Genomic DNA, 15,484 nt, shown 5'->3' on the forward strand with positions numbered 1-15,484 from the left:
TTGTTGGAGTTGCAAAAGTCTGGATGTGATTTCTTGGGGAAAGCAAAACGGAAAGCGTCGTTTTAAATGTAAAAACTGTGGCATTCATTTTACTTCGGAGAATAAATCTGTGGGCCTAAAAAACAAAGAAATTTGGTTCAAAAAATGGATTGTTGGGAAACAGACTTATGAGCAGATTTCAGCAGAATCTGGATATTCGGTAAGTACTCTTCAACGGTATTTTAACGTGATGCTTAGTAAAGCTCCAAAACTCAGTTACAACCAGAACAAGGAGGTTTATTTACTGATTGACGGCACTTATTTCTCCAATGAAATCTGTTTGGTGGTTTACAGAGATAATGTTTTTAAGCAAACCCAGCTTTACAGAATTACTGACGGTGAGCATTATGAAGAACTCAAAGAGGATTTGGAAAACATCTTGAATTTAGGAATAAAAATTGGCGGGATAACCTGTGATGGCGATAAATCTCTACTGAAAGCCATCCGAAAAGTTTGTCCTAAAGTTCCTGTTCAGAGATGTCTGGTTCATATTCAAAGGATGTGCAAAATATGGCTTTCCGCCTATCCGAAATCTGTAGCAGGTTTTGAGTTGCGTGAAATTGTCTGTAAAATTCATTTTATTGACAACGAAGTTAAAAAGCAGTATTGGATCAAAGAGTTTTTGGATTGGTCTGAAAAGCATAAAGAATTTTTGAATGAAAAATCATACAGCCAGGAAACCGGAAGATATTGGTACACGCACAAAATGGTGAGAAGATGTTTTTCGGTTATCAAAAAAGCTTTGCCAAATATGTTTTCGTTCCTGCAGGATCCTAAAATCCCGAAAACAACCAATGGAATAGAATCTTTTTTTGGTCATTTAAAAGGTCATCTAAATATTCATCGGGGGCTTACAAAAAGTCGGAGGAAAAAGTTTATCCAGTGGTATCTTTTTTATAGAAATCTAAAACCATAAAGGTTTTTTTAGCCATAGAGCTGTTCCAATAATTTACAAAAAAAGGATGGTAAAAACCATCCTCTAAACTATTGTTTACAGCGTTGATTGTATTGCTGGTAAGTTGCTCCTCAGCATTGCTCACTTCCTCTTCCAATCAACCGCAAAATATTACGAATTATTTCTGACAAAAACACCAACTATTTTTGACCACATTACCACTTCCGCTAACAAGCAATTTGTCACAATAGTTAATAACATGATTAATCAAGTATTGTGCATTTATTAAACCATTAACATTTACTTGCCTGAAAGCGAAGTGCTATGAAATTCGAGACTACGCAAGCTCCAAAACTTTATTCTATTAGCCAATAAATTAAAAAAAATACCTCTTCCTCCCCTCAAAACTTCTACCCCACTTCAAAATCAAACAATTCTTGCGGATGTACTTCTAACCTTTCGCTAATTCCTGTATGGTAGAAATTCTAACATCAACTTCTCCTTTTTCAATTTTGCTGATATTACTATGGTCGACATCACATTTTTGAGCTAATTCCCGATAGCTTAATCCCAATTCCTTTCTAAATTTTTCAATTCTTTTCCCAAAAGCTATTCGAAATTCAATTCTATCCATTGTAAATGTTGACGTAGTTATTCAGAAAATTTCTAACTTTTTTAATCAAAATTAATATTCAACAAATCTTTAGGTGGCACATTTAGACCTTTAGCAAGATCAATTAATGTAGTAAATGCAAAATTTCTTTTTCCATTTTCTATATCACTTATTGTAGCTTTAGTAATTTTGGAGCTGTTAAGAACAACATCATCTTGCGTAAGTCCGGATTTAAGTCTTAAATCTTTAACGTGTTCTCCAAATTTTTTTAGTATTTCATCTTGTAAAACGTCCATTTGTAAGCAGTTTACACAAAGGGCGTAATTTTTTTTATAAATTTTGTTACAAGAACTTATAACAAACGGTAAATTTCGTATATTTGAAAAAGAATATTATTCAGAATACTAAAAAGATTCTGATATAGAATTGTCAAAATTTAATAAACAATCAATTGCTTATTTAGAGATCAACAAAACACAATTTATCATATACCCTTGGTTTGTATAGGCAGGAAGTTCAGGTATTTTTATAACTTCCTCCTGTACAGCCAGAAAAATGTAAAAACAAATAACCAAAACCAAATTTATCATTTAACAACACATCATGATGAATTCAAGAAAACTTAAAATCCATTCAAGATTTCAGAAAAGCAGCAACCGACTCATCATCGTTCCGGAAATAAGGCTCAGAGGAAAATGGCTTGATGAACTGGGTTTCGGAAAAGGAAAAATGGTGAATATTCAGCAGAAGAAAAACAAACTGATTATTACCGTTGATGACTTATAAATACAGTACGATGTATTTGTTATTCGCAACATTTAATGATGAAATTCAATTATAAAAAACTCAAATTTTGCACTCTTTTTGGTAAAATACTTTCCGTACCTTTGATTACATCTGAAAATCATCAATAATAAACATCACAGAATGAAAATACTCATCATTGGCGGTAACGGAACCATCGGAAAAACAGTAGCAGCACATTTTAAAGAGAACAACGAAGTTGTAATTGCCGGAAGAAACTCAGGAGATGTAACGGTGGATATTGCAGACAGCCATTCCATTAAAGAAATGTTCGAAAAAATCGGAAAACTGGATGCCATCATCTGTATTGCTTATGAAGCAAAATGGGCAGATTTCAAAGACCTTACCGAAGAAGATTATTATATCGGACTGAAAAGCAAACTGATGGGGCAGGTTAATCTCGTCCGTATCGGAAAAGATTATCTAAATTCCAATGGTTCTATTACTTTATCTACAGGAATTTTAGCGGACGACCCTGTTGTACAGACCGCAAGTGCTGCAATGGTGAACGGCGGAATCCACAGTTTTGTACAGGCGGCAGCGCTGGAACTGGAAAACGGAATCAGACTCAACGTGGTATCTTCCGGAATGGTGGAAGACGCTTACGAAAAATACAGAGATTATTTTCCGGGACACAACCCTATTCCCATGAAAAAAGTAATCAACGGTTATATAAGAAGCGTGAACGGAAAAGGAAACGGCGAAGTTATCAGAATTTATAACTAAAAAATAAAAGATTTAATGATGAATAAACTGCCGAAATATTTAAATAATCTCGAAGAAAAAATCTCAAAGCATACTATTTCCAATCCTGAAATTTCGAAATCCAATGTAGGATGGCAAATCGAACATATCTTGCTTACAATTAATGCCATCATCGAAAATATAGAAAAATCTGATCCCAAAAATTATAAATGGAGCTTCAAACTTTCGAAAATTATGGTTTTTGCGTTGAATAAAATTCCGCGAGGCCGTGCAAAATCGCCAAAAGTAGTCACTCCGGGACATTATGATGAGCAGACTTTGGAGCAGCATTTGCAATTCACCAAAACGAAAATCAGGCAACTGGAAAATATTGATCCCAATAAATATTTCAACCATCCTTTTTTCGGAGATTTAAAACTGAAAAAGGCAATTAAATTTCTGGAAATACATACCAATCATCATGTGGAAATCATCAATGATATTCTGAAGAGTAAATGACGAATAACAATCAACTCTTCCACATCATCTGGACAACCTATAACGAATATCCTGTCTGGGATAAAAATGGGCGTTGGAAAAAACTTACTGATACTTACTCGAAATTACGCCTGCAAAATATAAGCTACACTTTGTCTCATGAGTTATCCGATGAATATGTAAATAAAAATCCACAAAACAACAGGATTCTTTTACAGGAAAAATCTATAAACCAATTGAGAATTGATATTCATGAATTTTGCAGGGAGAACAGCGACAGGATAATTGACGGACTTGAAATTAAAGCGCTTCATATTAACGAATCAAAAGTTGAAATACTCGTGCTTTCTAATATAAAAGTACTGAATCAGAAAATTTCAAGACTGAAAAGCAAAACCTCTTCTGCCTTATTACGTTCAAAATATACCGAAGAATTTTCCGGAATAAGAATCTGGGGAAAAGGATTTTGGTACTCAACGATTTTAAATAAAGAAGAACTGGTGATTTCAATAATTCAGGATGGTTTTTCTAAAGAATTTTGAGGAATAATAAAGATCAGTCGCCCACCATTTAGAACAAAAGCAAGATGCAGAAGCCAGATAAAATAATCGACTTAATTTTCAACAACAGAGCATACAAAGTTGAAATTACAGGAAACGTAGATAAATCGGACGGATTTATTTATTACACGTTTAAATTTGATGAAGAAAATTTCATTGTCATTTCAAAATTTGATGGCGACCAATGGAAAATCGCAAATATGACCGATGATTCTATTGCTGAAAAACTGGGCAAGTGGATTGAAGCGTTGGATTGAGAATCTGAAAATCTGTAGTTCGGTTAAGTTTATTTCCTACCAATATTGCCTACAATTTAATAAATTCTATATTATATGATTTCATAAGTTTTATTATTTTCAAAATAAAACTTTCTTATAAACTTTTAATTATATTTGCACTCAATTTTCTGTAATTCAGTACACATACCACATAAATTACAGGGAATAAAATGAGTACAATTAAAAACTAATAATCTTACATTTTGAAGAAACAACTTCTTATTATATCTTTTTTGAGTTCACTGCTTTGTAATGCTCAAACACTTAGCTTCCAAAATCTTGCAGATATGTCATACGCCAGAGGAGCAATTGCAAGCGCTATTGTTAATGATAACATCTATGTAAGCAATGGCTATACAACTAACGGCGATTCTAACATTATTGAAAAATATAACATCACCAATAATACGTGGAATATTCTCAACACAACTCTTGCCGCAAAAAGGTTTGCCAGTTCAGAAATGTATAATAACAAAATTTACGTTTTTAACGGTTGGGGAAACAGTGGATTGGAAATTATAGATCTTACAACAAACACGGTAACTAATGGCGCTGTAAATCCTTTTTATACAGGAAATGCAGGTTCTGCCATCTACAGTGGAAAAATATACACCTTTGGAGGAAGCGGTTTAAATGGAAGTTCTACATATTCTTACTCAAGTAAATTTCAATACTATGATATCGCATCAAACACATGGAATTCTTTACCGGATATGCCCGTTGCCAAAGAGACGAAAGGAAAGATTGTAGACAATAAACTCTATGTAATTGGTGGTTTCAATGGAACCAATTCTAATCTCATTAACGTTTATGATTTTACTTTAAATGCGTGGACTGACCAATATACTATGCCTGTAGGTGTTTCCGGTCATTCGGTCGCGGTATCAAACAATAAGATTTTCATTGTCGGAGATTATGATAACCAGACTTTTTTAGCTTATTTCGATACAACTACCAATCAGCTTCATCAATTATCTTCCAATATGATTGGGCGAAGACATTCTGCAGCACAAGTCTATAACAATAAGCTTTATATAATGGGTGGGAATACTACTGCTTTTATAAATTCATCCATTGCAAGTGCACAAGTTGCAGATATTAGCGAAGGAATACTTTCTGCGAATGAAGATGCAGCCTATGTTTTTCAGATAAAAGCATATCCAAATCCTTTCAGGGATCATATTGTCGTCAGTAACAAAAAAGATGATGCATTCGATTATATTATTTTCTCTACAGAAGGAAAACAAATTTCAAAAGGCTCTTCAAATTTCAATAAAAACATAGATCTATCAAGTCTGGAAAAGGGAGTTTATATTTTCAGCTTCAAAAACGACAAAGGGATTTTACAGCAAATTAAAATTATTAAAAACTAAATATTAAAATTAGAATCATGAAAATAACCCGTTTATTTTTATTCTTATCATTATTGTTCTTCAGTTTTGGTAAGGCGCAGCTTTCTGCATTTATCAATGGAAAAGAAGTTAAATCAGGAGCAACCATTTCAAAAAACGATCTGGAAACACTAGAGGTAAGCTTTAAAAAACCGAAAAATGTAACCATTTATTCTGGTTACAGCAAATTATATGTAGAGTTTTCAGATAATACCAAAACCTATATCAACCATTGGGGTATTCAAAAAGAGGGCTATACTGCTATGGAAGATTTTATTAAAAACACACCTGCTACAAAGAAATTCAGTGTTTGGGGAGGCAATGATTTCGAAACCAGAGGAAATAATCTTGAATGGATTTTAAATGGTGCAAATGGAGTAGAAAGCAGAAAAGTATAAGAGTAGAAATAGGATTTTGGGTTAGAGAAGAAACAGGATATAAAGAATATGGACCAACAGTTAAATTATTAGAACCTATCTTTTTTAATGTTCCTATTTGGGAACCAAAAAATCTATATTTACCTTATCTTGATGTAACTATAGATAAAACTAATATAAAGGAGGATATTAATACCAGCCAGACAGGAAGCACAGACAGGAGTGATACAGAAATAGGTTACCAAATAAACAAAAATCAAGAAACTTATAAAATTTATGCCTTCGAAAAATCTGCACACCCAGGTTTGACGGTTGATGAATTAGCTAATGATTTCATTCATAGAGTTACTTATCATTCAAATAACGATAAAGTAAAAAAAATCCATGAATATGATTTCCAAAAATATAATTTACCTTGGTATAATATCTGTGTACTTTTTCGAGATGAACAAATACAAAATGTAGATTATTTTATAAACAGTAGATTATTTTATAAACAAAGATGTGAAATCAAAAGATTTAATGAGTTTATATGAAAAAGTGGAATTCGGAAATATGAAAGGTTATTTATTTCACTCGGGCTTATATAATATTGGCAGACAAGATGGAAAAGTCCATAAAGACGTAGGTCAGTTTGAAATCTATATTCTAAACCACCCTACAAATACAGACTTAGTATTAATGATATGTAATGAGATTGGAAGAGGTACAGAAACTGCACAAGCTATTGATACTTATATGCAAACTTTTATAAAAAGTATAAAACAATAATTACAGAATCCCGGACTTCAGATCCGGGATTTTTATTTCTGTATACTTAACGTTTTTCCTTTAATTGTTTTCGATATATTTGTTTTTCAGATTAGCTTTCTGAAAGGCTAAAACTGATACCCGAAAATAAAATAACCAAACTCAAATATGAAAATTGCTCTCTTTTCAGACATTCACGGTAAAATCCTGCTACCTTTCAAACTTGTTGATCTTTATCAGAAAGAAACAGGCAGCAAAATTGATTTCATCTTGCAGTGTGGAGATTTGGGAGCCTACCCTATTATTGAAAATCTTGATAAAGCAACGATAAAACACGCACAATACGACAGAGACGAGCTCGGTTTTCATGATGATTTCACGAAAGAAAACCCCGAGATTCAATCATTTTTGAATGAGCTGAATATTAATATGATCTGCGTCCGCGGAAATCATGAAGACCACGATTTTTTAGACCGTCTGGAAAAAGAAAATCCGGATGAAAGTATTTTTCCTATTGATATCTATGAAAGAGTTTTCGTCTGCAAATCGGGTTTAGAACAAACATTGGAAACGGAAGATGAGGTTTTACATTTTGTAGGAATCGGCAGAATCGGAGACCGGAAAGGCAGATCCGAAAAGCGTTTTATTCAGGATTACGAAAGATTTGAAATTAAAAAACTGCTGAAAACAAACAATACTTTTGATGTCCTGATTACTCACGATAAAGACGACAGCCAAAGCGGTTACGGAATGACTGAGATAAGAGAAGTATTGGACAATGTAATTTTTCAATATCACTTTTACGGACATACCGGAGAACCGTTTAGAGAAGAAACGGATGTTAACGGCATTACACAATCTATAAAAGTAAGAGAGCTGGAATTCAATGAAAACGGAATGTTGGAAAAAGGCTGCATGATTATTCTCACAAAAGAAAACGGTGAACTGAACATTGAAATTGTCGACGAGAATTTCACGAATAAAATGACAAAATTTAACTGGAAAACTCAGTAACCAGACTAAAATACTATACGAAATGGAAGAAAAGCTTACCCATCTTATCATCAACTGGATTGAGGTAGATTATCACATGATTTTGGTTGGAGCAACCGACAATATACACTGGAACCTGGAAAAAGAATTTGGAGGTTCCGGAGCAGATGCAAAATCTTCTGTCTGGGTAACTTTAGAGGAAAATGGGAAAGGCAGGAGTTTTTCTGAAGAAGCTCATTTTTTCTGTTTTCCCGGAGATCCTGCCCGATCTCTCGCAATGTCTCACGTATTCGATTTGTTTGAAACTGCGTGGAGTATTAAAAATGCAAATATGAATCTCGATGAAGCCAGAGAAAAGTTCTTCGGAAAAATTATTGAGGCAGTTGCTTAAATAAAAACCTTATTAAAATGAAAAACATACAACTAATTGATCTGGATAAACACAGTAATTCTAAATATGAAATAGCTGAAAATAAAATCTATAAAAATACAGAAGAGGACATCTATGTTTTTGCAGTAAATTTTGATCTGGAAGAAGAGGAAGATTCTCAATACCCGCTTGAAGATGTATTGGATAAATTCTACCTGCACGTTTCTGATTTTATTGATGAAGATGCTTTTTACAGCTCAAAAAACATCAGTCTCGAATTGGCAGGAGCATTAGCAGACGTTCAGAACGCCATTCAATCAATTATCGGAAAGAGAGTTTATAATTCCGAGTATATCGGAGAAGATGGAATTACTTATGTGAAACTGGTGATAGAATAAAATTTAATTTGAAAAATTGAGTCTTATCACCACAAAATCTATTAATTATCATAATCTGTAAATAAAAAATGATCCCAAAAATTTTAGAAAAATATAAATCCGAATTAGAAAGTCATAGAAGAGATTCAATTATCATTAGTGAAAATGAGCTCAATCTTTTAAGTCCAGATCCTTTAGATTTTAAAACCAGTAAATATCTGGGTTATCCTTTTATTCCTTTAACGATGGAATATCCTAAAGATAAAAACGGGAACATCTTAATCCCTACAGTTCAGATTAATTTTGCTGAAATACCAAAATCTGATCTTTTTCCGGAAAAAGGAATTTTGCAGATTTTTCTTAATCAGCACTTCAATTTTGGAAAGGAAGACTGCTTTGTACAATATATTACAGAAGAACAACTTGAATTACCCTGCATTGAAGATTTTTCTTTCTTAAAAGATGAGTTTTATTCAAATAATCCGTTTAAAAATATTTATACATTAAATTTTGGAAAAAGCTTTTCGTGGGCAAGTGCTACGGACAGCCAGTATCAATTTCAATGCGAAGAGTTTGATGATCTGTCTATTGAAGAATATATGTGGGAATTACTAGATGAAGATGAGGATTCTTATGATGAATTCAGTGAGTTTTTCACCGGAGAAAGTATGGGCAGTAAACTCGGCGGATATGGATATTTTATACACGGAGATTTTAGAAAAATTGAAAATCGTATAAAAGATTATATTTTGCTTTTACAAATTGACGGAAGCGATGAAGCTGTCTATAACGGAGAACAATACGTTTACTTACATCTGTTTATTTCAAAAGAAGATTTAAGTAATTTAGATTTTAGCAACGTTTATGTGGATTGGGAAGTAAGTGATAATTGATAGAAAACATTGAGCAAAAAAAGAACATTTATTATTTCAAACTTAAATCACAAAAAATGAACAACAATTTTACAATAGACGATTTACAGGACATATGGCAGAAAGTAAGCATTCTGCACAACGGACAAACGTACGGCGGACAAAACAAAAACCAAAAAATAGAATACATCAACCACATCGGAAGCGTGGTATTTGAAATCATCAATGCTTCTAAAAATACTCCTGATTTTAATTTTGATCTCGCCATCAAATGTGCGTTTTTGCACGATACCATAGAAGATACAGATTACCCAATTGAAGATCTCGAAAAAGAATATGGTAAAGACGTGAAAGAAGGTGTTCTTGCCCTCACAAAAAATACAGAGCTTGAAAAGGAACACCAAATGAAGGATAGCTTACACCGAATAAAGCAACAGCCCAAAGAAGTCTGGGCCGTTAAAATGGCAGACAGAATCTGCAATTTATATGCTTCACCCTATTTTTGGAAAGAAGCGAAGAAAGAAAAATATCTTGAGGAAGCAAAAATTATTTACGAACATTTAAAAGATGGTAATGATTATTTAGCCAAAAGATTATCCGAAAAAATTGAAGCTTATAAAAACAAATGATCAAGATTGAAATACATACTCTCGCAGGACAAATTGATATTGAAATCAAAAAAAACGAAGATTTTTATATCCTTTTAGTTATTTTATCCAAATCGCAATATTTCCAAGAAGATGGCAGAGTTTGGAGTGGAAAAATTGAGGAAACAGAAAAGCTTTTTGAAATCGTAAACCTTATAAAAGAGTGTTACAGAAAACCATCTGTACCCACAAGAATAACGATTAATGATGGAAGATTAATAAAAATCAATCTAAAAGATGACGAATCGCAAATTGCATTGCGACTGGTAGATATCGATAAAAATACCAACGAATCTGAACTGATACAAAAAATTAAAGAATTCACAATTGAGATAACAGGCAATGATGCTATTCTACAGGATTATTTAGATATTTTTATGTATTAGCCTGCTTTTATTAAAAATACATTTTATTAAATATGACGTATAATGAATTTTACAATTGCATCAATCGCAACAACAATATAGAAAAAAGAGATTTAGAAACATATCTTCTAGCTTTACTGGAGCTTGTGGAACAGATAAGACAAAAGCCTTTAACTTCCGATTTACTATCGAAAATTCTAAAGGATGCCTATACTTCGGAGCCAACAAAATTTGATAATGAATGGCTGAAAATTGTAAAAGCACCTGACCCAAAAGCAATTTACAGCATCTTTGAAGGTAAAGCAAAATATGCTTCAGAAGATCTTGGAATTTATTATACCCTTGCCGTCATAAAGTTTCAGATTGCAGAGCTGCACAAAATGAAAGGAAAACAGTTGGAAGATGAATGGCGTTATTTTGGAATCGATTCTGAAACAGGCAACCGATGGTACAATTTTGATCCGGATTCTATTTTGGAATGTGGTATGAGATGTTACTTAGATCATGGCGATGACGAAAGTAATAATGAAGAGTTTGAAGTAAGTTGGCGAACTTTGGGCGACTTATTAGAAATGGGCAGAATTTACGAGTAATTAAATTGAACAAAAACATAATAACCATCAATATCTATGGGACTTTTCAGCAGAAAAAAAGCATTTAAAATAAGAGATGTAGAATTTTATTCCGACAGCGAATGTCATTATTCCAAAGGACTAAAACCATACTTACATAAAGAGATCAAGATCGTAAAACAGGATCTTTCCTTAGAAAATCTGGGGCATATCCTTCAATATCTTGTGGAATTCATCCAGGATGAAAAACCCGATATTAAAAGTGGAGATAAAGTCACCTGTTTCACCTGGAACATTATGTTTCAGGAAGTTTCTTCAGGCTTTTTTGAGATTTTTGAACTTATTCCTGAAAAACTTGGATTCGAGCCGGGACTGATTCGTACTCTTTTCGTACTTAATCAACAGCTTTTAGTATGCGACCAGCTAAAAGCAGAACCGGATTTCCCGGATATTAATCAGATTGTTTTAGCAGATCCTCTAACCAAAACAGGATTGCCCATCCATTTATTTCGCTGGAAAAGGGAATATCCGGATTCAGGATGGATGGTGATAACGGATGGTTTTGATGAAGAAGCAAACGAATTTGAAGAAATGGCACTTGGGCAGTTCATGATGTCAAGACCGGAAATTGTGAAGTTTATGGCACTTCCGGCAGGATTCAAAATTATTTGGAAGGATAATGATGCCAATATTGCATTTGATAATTATCTTGTGGAAAATTAAATAATCATTTTTACATGAAAAGTGAAAACAGTCCACAATCACTTAATAAATTTATTGAAACACAAATGTAACAGACATGGGAGAATTGCATGGAGTAACACAGCTAAAACCAAGAGTAATTATAGGTGGTGCTATTTTGAAGGTAAAAAAAGAAAAAGAGCAGGAATTTTTAGAAAAATATTCTAATGAACAGACTCATACCGGAAAATGGGGAATTTTCAACCAGACATATGTAAAAATTTCTGACAATGGCTTTGTCGAAAGACGTGCACTATATTATGAACAAAAAATAATTGATTTTAAAATATCGGGAATATACATACAGATAGAGGGTTTAAGCAAACATGGTCCCGATAGTTACAACTATGTAGATTTCATGAATAATTTGTCTTATTTTTTAGAAAACGCTCTTTTCTATGTTGACTATTTTGATAGTATTGATCGGTATGAAATTATAGATGGTATTTTGCAGTTCCAAAAAAGAGATGAAATCAATAATTTTGAAGATTACTTTATTTTAAATTATAATTCATCTCCTCAAACTATTGCCAGATATTATGCTGAAAAAGTTGATGAAATGAAAAGATCCAATGAAGATATGATAAAAATGAATAGTGATCCAAAAGAAATATATGATCCCGAAGATTATGAAGAACTTCTGGAAAAGTTGAATAACTATAAAGATTTTCTGCCAACAGATGAAGCAGAAGAATGTGTATCTTGGTTAAAAGAACAAATAGCAAGCTATCAATAAAAAAACAATGAGTGAATTTTCGGGGTACGAAAAAATGCCCAACAACTTAAAAAAATTAGGTCTTAGCGAAAGCGATTTTTCCAAGATGGAAAAACTGAAATGGGTGGTTACGGAAAAAGTACACGGCGCTAATTTCAGCTTTGTCTATGAAAACGGCAGTCTGAAATTTGCCAAAAGAAAAGAATACCTCAACTGGACCGACGATTTTTTCGGCTTTCAGCTCGTGGTCAGTACACTGGAAAATAATATTCTCCGTCTTTTTGAAAAACTTAGCAGCGACATTGCCGCCGAAAAATACATCATCTACGGAGAGCTTTTCGGAGGAAAATATCCACATCCGGAAGTTGCCCCTGTAAAAGATATTCATGCCGTACAAACAGGAGTATATTATACGCCCGATATCGAATTTTGTGCTTTTGATATTGCTATTGAAACCGATGGTACTGCTTCTAAACATTATCTGGATTATGAAAGTGCTGTTGCTTATTTTGATGAATTTAAAATATTTTATGCAAAACCTTTGCTGATAGGAAAATTTAATGAAGCGATGAATTTCAATATCAGGATCAATTCTGCTGTTCCCAAAGAATTTAATCTTCCGGAACTGAACGATAATTTAATTGAAGGCGTCGTGATAAAGCCTTTTAATCAATTGGATAACAATGAATTTCAAAGACCTATTATCAAATTGAAAAACTCGGAATTCGATGAAGAGGAAAAGTTTCATGAAGCTGAAAAATGGTCGTTCATCCCGAATGTCTCTTCCAAAACGGAGGAACTCTCCTTTATTGTAGACGAACTGAGAAACTACGTTACCCAAAACAGACTGAAAAGTGCTGTTTCTAAAATCGGGACTTTAGATTTAAACAATCATTCTAGAGTTTCCGAAATTAAAAAGGAATTTCTGGAAGATGTGATCACCGATTTTAATGAAAACAACGACAACCTTTTAAACGATTTATCTCCCGAAGATAAAACGTGGATTGCGGAGAGAATTAATGCCGAGATTAATAAAATGATTACGGCAATATGATCGACCTGAATTTTGCTCAACAAATCATTGAAAAGGAAATAAGCCCCGATTTTAAAATTGCCGAATACTTTGATACGGAAGAAATGATCATATTTTTCTGGACACATAAAATATATGATCCGGATGATGAAAGAGGGCACATTATCGGTCCCGGTCCTTTAGTGTATGATAAAACTACAAAGGAATATCGAGTTATGGGTTCAGGAGAATGGTTCAGCGAGGAAATCTGCAAACTTTTTGAAACGGAGGAAAGAAAAGAAAGAACACATGATCATGATTACATAATGAAGTTATTTGAAAATCTACCGGAAGATACAGCGTACACCAATTCACTGATTGAAAAAATCAAATCAAATATTCTTCGTAGGAATTACGTTAATTCTGATGATGTCGATCTCCTTTCAATTTTAACAGGAGCCAGAAGAATAGACAAAGAATATGATCTTATTTTCAGACGTGAATGGAAACATGAAGAACACATCATAGTAGTTTCAGATGACAGTAAAGCGAAAGAAAAATTAATTGCCATTTGGAAGGAAATTGGGTATGAATACAAAATATTATCGGACAATGAATTATTGCTGTTTCGTTTAACATCTCTCACTCAGTATTAAATTTAAAATAAAGTTTGTGATAACTTCTTATATAAAAAGATGGCTGTCATTACAACAGCCTTTCTCATTACGATTACTTATAATAAACATTTGTGTTACACTATTACAACCTGCAGCGAAATCCATCGGGTTCCGTCACTTATGATTTTCCACTGCGAATTATTTTGCCCCGTTGAAATTTCATAGTTGCTTAAAGCACTTCTGGAGCTAAAACTGTTTGTATCAGTAAGTGCAGAATGCATTGCATAATTGGTATAAACATTTTCAGCCGTTGAAGAACCTACTTTATCACTGTCATTAATAAAATGCAAAACTCTTCCCGGACAGGTTGTAGGATCCGGAAGCTGCAAATTCGCAGCATTGTTAAGATATGGACTTGTAGTGCTTACGTTTGCAGAAGTATTTCCTCCGGTAGAAGCGGTGCTGTATCTTAAAATCAAAATATAATCGTCCGGTTGTACTACATAAGGTGTGGTAGGAGAGTAAGTTCCTGTAATAATTTTAAAACCTTCCACCACTCCGGAAGATGAATTTCGGATATTATACCATCTGCTGGTAGGAGCATCATAAAAATACAATCCTACGGAAGTAACGTTAGACACTTTGTTTATTGCAGATCCGTCCAGAGTCGTGACAAAAACAAGAGTTCCATTCTGATTGTTTCCGTAAGATGCATCTTTTGCTGAAAGCTGTGCTCTCGTTAATCTCGGAGGTGTAAATCCGTCGGGAACTGCAGAAGAAGCCGCCTGTCCTTCGATCTGTACTGTAACTTTAGGATCATTTGTGCCTATTCCTACTCTTCCTGCATCAGTTGCAACAAAATCTGTATTGCTGCTTCTCGCAGAGCCGTCAGACTTTGTCCCGATTTTTATCATCGTTCCCGCAGAATCATTGGTCCATGCATCATTAGTAGCATCCAGAGCTGTCCAGGCAGTTCCGTTCCAGTAATGAAATCCTTTTAAAAAACCATAAGCATCCGCAATAAGATAAACCAATTGTCCGTTTACCGATCCGTTTACAGAAAGAGCATTAACTCTAGGTACTAATACTCCATCTCCCGATGTTACGGCTCCCGGAGAAGATCCTGAATGGTTTTTTGCACGAATATCAAGGCTTGCATCCGGAGAAGTGGTATTAATACCAACTTGCCCATGTAAAACTGAGGTGAACACATAAGCTGTAAAAAAAGCTGTAAATAATTTTTTCATTTTGTTTATTATTAATTGTTGTTTGTTGAAATTATTTGAGAATAAATCTGTAAGAATACGATTTGAA

24 protein-coding genes are annotated in these 15,484 nt (G+C 33.6%); 21 read left to right on the top strand and 3 right to left on the bottom strand.

What is annotated here, in order from left to right; all coding sequences use genetic code 11:
- Positions 1 to 25 precede the first annotated feature (25 nt).
- Positions 26 to 955, top strand: coding sequence for an IS256 family transposase, variant Zn-binding type (locus PFY09_RS09540; RefSeq protein WP_271160456.1), 930 nt, complete (start codon positions 26 to 28; stop codon positions 953 to 955).
- A 430-nt stretch (positions 956 to 1,385) separates the two neighbouring features.
- On the opposite strand, the gene PFY09_RS09545 is transcribed toward PFY09_RS09540, so the two are convergent.
- Both PFY09_RS09545 and PFY09_RS09550 read right to left on the bottom strand, forming a co-directional pair.
- A complete protein-coding gene (locus tag PFY09_RS09545; RefSeq protein ID WP_271162251.1) occupies positions 1,386 to 1,568 on the bottom strand; it encodes a helix-turn-helix domain-containing protein in 183 nt (60 codons plus the stop codon).
- Between the two features lie 41 nt (positions 1,569 to 1,609).
- Positions 1,610 to 1,843 carry a helix-turn-helix domain-containing protein gene (locus PFY09_RS09550; protein ID WP_271162252.1) on the bottom strand — a complete coding sequence of 78 codons (234 nt, stop codon included), beginning with the start codon at positions 1,841 to 1,843 and terminating at the stop codon, positions 1,610 to 1,612.
- A gap of 310 nt (positions 1,844 to 2,153) precedes the next feature.
- On the opposite strand from PFY09_RS09550, the gene PFY09_RS09555 reads away from it, so the two are divergent.
- From PFY09_RS09555 to PFY09_RS09650, 20 genes are all read left to right on the top strand, one after another.
- Positions 2,154 to 2,333 carry a SymE family type I addiction module toxin gene (locus tag PFY09_RS09555; RefSeq protein ID WP_271162253.1) on the top strand — a complete coding sequence of 60 codons (180 nt, stop codon included), beginning with the start codon at positions 2,154 to 2,156 and terminating at the stop codon, positions 2,331 to 2,333.
- Between the two features lie 141 nt (positions 2,334 to 2,474).
- Positions 2,475 to 3,077 carry a short chain dehydrogenase gene (locus tag PFY09_RS09560; protein ID WP_271162254.1) on the top strand — a complete coding sequence of 201 codons (603 nt, stop codon included), beginning with the start codon at positions 2,475 to 2,477 and terminating at the stop codon, positions 3,075 to 3,077.
- A gap of 15 nt (positions 3,078 to 3,092) precedes the next feature.
- A complete protein-coding gene (locus PFY09_RS09565) occupies positions 3,093 to 3,554 on the top strand; it encodes a DUF1569 domain-containing protein (RefSeq protein WP_271162255.1) in 462 nt (153 codons plus the stop codon).
- Complete coding sequence (locus PFY09_RS09570; RefSeq protein ID WP_271162256.1) at positions 3,551 to 4,075, top strand: hypothetical protein; 525 nt, start codon at positions 3,551 to 3,553, stop codon at positions 4,073 to 4,075. The genes PFY09_RS09565 and PFY09_RS09570 overlap by 4 nt, the downstream gene beginning before the upstream one ends.
- A gap of 44 nt (positions 4,076 to 4,119) precedes the next feature.
- Positions 4,120 to 4,350, top strand: coding sequence for a hypothetical protein (locus PFY09_RS09575; RefSeq protein ID WP_271162257.1), 231 nt, complete (start codon positions 4,120 to 4,122; stop codon positions 4,348 to 4,350).
- A 308-nt stretch (positions 4,351 to 4,658) separates the two neighbouring features.
- Positions 4,659 to 5,744: a Kelch repeat-containing protein gene (locus PFY09_RS09580; RefSeq protein WP_271162258.1), complete on the top strand. Its 1,086-nt coding sequence runs from the start codon at positions 4,659 to 4,661 to the stop codon at positions 5,742 to 5,744.
- Positions 5,745 to 5,761: 17 nt separating this feature from the next.
- Positions 5,762 to 6,160 carry a hypothetical protein gene (locus PFY09_RS09585; RefSeq protein WP_271162259.1) on the top strand — a complete coding sequence of 133 codons (399 nt, stop codon included), beginning with the start codon at positions 5,762 to 5,764 and terminating at the stop codon, positions 6,158 to 6,160.
- The gene (locus PFY09_RS09590; RefSeq protein WP_271162260.1) at positions 6,115 to 6,675 is read left to right on the top strand and encodes a hypothetical protein; all 561 of its coding nucleotides are present in this window, start codon (positions 6,115 to 6,117) and stop codon (positions 6,673 to 6,675) included. The genes PFY09_RS09585 and PFY09_RS09590 overlap by 46 nt, the downstream gene beginning before the upstream one ends.
- A complete protein-coding gene (locus PFY09_RS09595) occupies positions 6,662 to 6,910 on the top strand; it encodes a hypothetical protein (RefSeq protein WP_271162261.1) in 249 nt (82 codons plus the stop codon). The genes PFY09_RS09590 and PFY09_RS09595 overlap by 14 nt, the downstream gene beginning before the upstream one ends.
- Positions 6,911 to 7,057: 147 nt before the next feature.
- The gene (locus PFY09_RS09600) at positions 7,058 to 7,903 is read left to right on the top strand and encodes a metallophosphoesterase family protein (protein ID WP_271162262.1); all 846 of its coding nucleotides are present in this window, start codon (positions 7,058 to 7,060) and stop codon (positions 7,901 to 7,903) included.
- 22 nt (positions 7,904 to 7,925) lie between these two features.
- On the top strand, positions 7,926 to 8,273 hold the full coding sequence (locus tag PFY09_RS09605; protein WP_271162263.1) for a hypothetical protein: 348 nt from the start codon (positions 7,926 to 7,928) through the stop codon (positions 8,271 to 8,273).
- A gap of 17 nt (positions 8,274 to 8,290) precedes the next feature.
- Positions 8,291 to 8,650, top strand: a complete 360-nt coding sequence (locus PFY09_RS09610; protein WP_256040081.1) for a hypothetical protein — start codon at positions 8,291 to 8,293, stop codon at positions 8,648 to 8,650.
- 68 nt (positions 8,651 to 8,718) lie between these two features.
- Positions 8,719 to 9,522, top strand: coding sequence for a DUF1963 domain-containing protein (locus PFY09_RS09615; protein WP_271162264.1), 804 nt, complete (start codon positions 8,719 to 8,721; stop codon positions 9,520 to 9,522).
- Between the two features lie 56 nt (positions 9,523 to 9,578).
- Entirely contained in the window at positions 9,579 to 10,130 is a 552-nt protein-coding gene (locus PFY09_RS09620; protein ID WP_271162265.1) for a bifunctional (p)ppGpp synthetase/guanosine-3',5'-bis(diphosphate) 3'-pyrophosphohydrolase, read from the top strand.
- Positions 10,127 to 10,534, top strand: coding sequence for a hypothetical protein (locus PFY09_RS09625; protein ID WP_271162266.1), 408 nt, complete (start codon positions 10,127 to 10,129; stop codon positions 10,532 to 10,534). Before PFY09_RS09620 ends, PFY09_RS09625 begins: the two co-directional genes overlap by 4 nt.
- Before the next feature lie 32 nt (positions 10,535 to 10,566).
- The gene (locus tag PFY09_RS09630; RefSeq protein WP_271162267.1) at positions 10,567 to 11,106 is read left to right on the top strand and encodes a hypothetical protein; all 540 of its coding nucleotides are present in this window, start codon (positions 10,567 to 10,569) and stop codon (positions 11,104 to 11,106) included.
- 36 nt (positions 11,107 to 11,142) lie between these two features.
- Positions 11,143 to 11,808 carry an immunity protein Imm33 domain-containing protein gene (locus PFY09_RS09635; RefSeq protein WP_271162268.1) on the top strand — a complete coding sequence of 222 codons (666 nt, stop codon included), beginning with the start codon at positions 11,143 to 11,145 and terminating at the stop codon, positions 11,806 to 11,808.
- Between the two features lie 76 nt (positions 11,809 to 11,884).
- Positions 11,885 to 12,562, top strand: coding sequence for a hypothetical protein (locus PFY09_RS09640; RefSeq protein ID WP_271162269.1), 678 nt, complete (start codon positions 11,885 to 11,887; stop codon positions 12,560 to 12,562).
- A 7-nt stretch (positions 12,563 to 12,569) separates the two neighbouring features.
- A complete protein-coding gene (locus PFY09_RS09645; RefSeq protein ID WP_271162270.1) occupies positions 12,570 to 13,595 on the top strand; it encodes an RNA ligase family protein in 1,026 nt (341 codons plus the stop codon).
- Positions 13,592 to 14,209, top strand: coding sequence for a hypothetical protein (locus PFY09_RS09650; protein ID WP_271162271.1), 618 nt, complete (start codon positions 13,592 to 13,594; stop codon positions 14,207 to 14,209). The genes PFY09_RS09645 and PFY09_RS09650 overlap by 4 nt, the downstream gene beginning before the upstream one ends.
- Positions 14,210 to 14,304: 95 nt before the next feature.
- On the opposite strand, the gene PFY09_RS09655 is transcribed toward PFY09_RS09650, so the two are convergent.
- On the bottom strand, positions 14,305 to 15,417 hold the full coding sequence (locus PFY09_RS09655) for a hypothetical protein (protein ID WP_271162272.1): 1,113 nt from the start codon (positions 15,415 to 15,417) through the stop codon (positions 14,305 to 14,307).
- Positions 15,418 to 15,484: the final 67 nt, after the last annotated feature.

Source organism: Chryseobacterium gambrini, from assembly GCF_027920505.1.
Lineage (GTDB): Bacteria > Bacteroidota > Bacteroidia > Flavobacteriales > Weeksellaceae > Chryseobacterium > Chryseobacterium gambrini.

Excerpts from the sequence above, each read along its gene's own strand:
- PFY09_RS09575 (WP_271162257.1), top strand. The coding sequence starts at position 4,120 with ATGCAGAAGCCAGATAAAATAATCGACTTAATTTTCAACAACAGAGCA.
- PFY09_RS09615 (WP_271162264.1), top strand. The coding sequence starts at position 8,719 with ATGATCCCAAAAATTTTAGAAAAATATAAATCCGAATTAGAAAGTCAT.
- PFY09_RS09560 (WP_271162254.1), top strand. The coding sequence starts at position 2,475 with ATGAAAATACTCATCATTGGCGGTAACGGAACCATCGGAAAAACAGTA.
- PFY09_RS09590 (WP_271162260.1), top strand. The coding sequence starts at position 6,115 with ATGGATTTTAAATGGTGCAAATGGAGTAGAAAGCAGAAAAGTATAAGA.
- PFY09_RS09620 (WP_271162265.1), top strand. The coding sequence starts at position 9,579 with ATGAACAACAATTTTACAATAGACGATTTACAGGACATATGGCAGAAA.
- PFY09_RS09555 (WP_271162253.1), top strand. The coding sequence starts at position 2,154 with ATGAATTCAAGAAAACTTAAAATCCATTCAAGATTTCAGAAAAGCAGC.
- PFY09_RS09635 (WP_271162268.1), top strand. The coding sequence starts at position 11,143 with ATGGGACTTTTCAGCAGAAAAAAAGCATTTAAAATAAGAGATGTAGAA.
- PFY09_RS09595 (WP_271162261.1), top strand. The coding sequence starts at position 6,662 with ATGAGTTTATATGAAAAAGTGGAATTCGGAAATATGAAAGGTTATTTA.
- PFY09_RS09610 (WP_256040081.1), top strand. The coding sequence starts at position 8,291 with ATGAAAAACATACAACTAATTGATCTGGATAAACACAGTAATTCTAAA.
- PFY09_RS09650 (WP_271162271.1), top strand. The coding sequence starts at position 13,592 with ATGATCGACCTGAATTTTGCTCAACAAATCATTGAAAAGGAAATAAGC.
- PFY09_RS09625 (WP_271162266.1), top strand. The coding sequence starts at position 10,127 with ATGATCAAGATTGAAATACATACTCTCGCAGGACAAATTGATATTGAA.
- PFY09_RS09545 (WP_271162251.1), bottom strand. The coding sequence starts at position 1,568 with ATGGATAGAATTGAATTTCGAATAGCTTTTGGGAAAAGAATTGAAAAA.
- PFY09_RS09585 (WP_271162259.1), top strand. The coding sequence starts at position 5,762 with ATGAAAATAACCCGTTTATTTTTATTCTTATCATTATTGTTCTTCAGT.
- PFY09_RS09605 (WP_271162263.1), top strand. The coding sequence starts at position 7,926 with ATGGAAGAAAAGCTTACCCATCTTATCATCAACTGGATTGAGGTAGAT.
- PFY09_RS09600 (WP_271162262.1), top strand. The coding sequence starts at position 7,058 with ATGAAAATTGCTCTCTTTTCAGACATTCACGGTAAAATCCTGCTACCT.
- PFY09_RS09630 (WP_271162267.1), top strand. The coding sequence starts at position 10,567 with ATGACGTATAATGAATTTTACAATTGCATCAATCGCAACAACAATATA.
- PFY09_RS09645 (WP_271162270.1), top strand. The coding sequence starts at position 12,570 with ATGAGTGAATTTTCGGGGTACGAAAAAATGCCCAACAACTTAAAAAAA.
- PFY09_RS09640 (WP_271162269.1), top strand. The coding sequence starts at position 11,885 with ATGGGAGAATTGCATGGAGTAACACAGCTAAAACCAAGAGTAATTATA.
- PFY09_RS09655 (WP_271162272.1), bottom strand. The coding sequence starts at position 15,417 with ATGAAAAAATTATTTACAGCTTTTTTTACAGCTTATGTGTTCACCTCA.
- PFY09_RS09550 (WP_271162252.1), bottom strand. The coding sequence starts at position 1,843 with ATGGACGTTTTACAAGATGAAATACTAAAAAAATTTGGAGAACACGTT.
- PFY09_RS09580 (WP_271162258.1), top strand. The coding sequence starts at position 4,659 with ATGTCATACGCCAGAGGAGCAATTGCAAGCGCTATTGTTAATGATAAC.
- PFY09_RS09565 (WP_271162255.1), top strand. The coding sequence starts at position 3,093 with ATGATGAATAAACTGCCGAAATATTTAAATAATCTCGAAGAAAAAATC.
- PFY09_RS09570 (WP_271162256.1), top strand. The coding sequence starts at position 3,551 with ATGACGAATAACAATCAACTCTTCCACATCATCTGGACAACCTATAAC.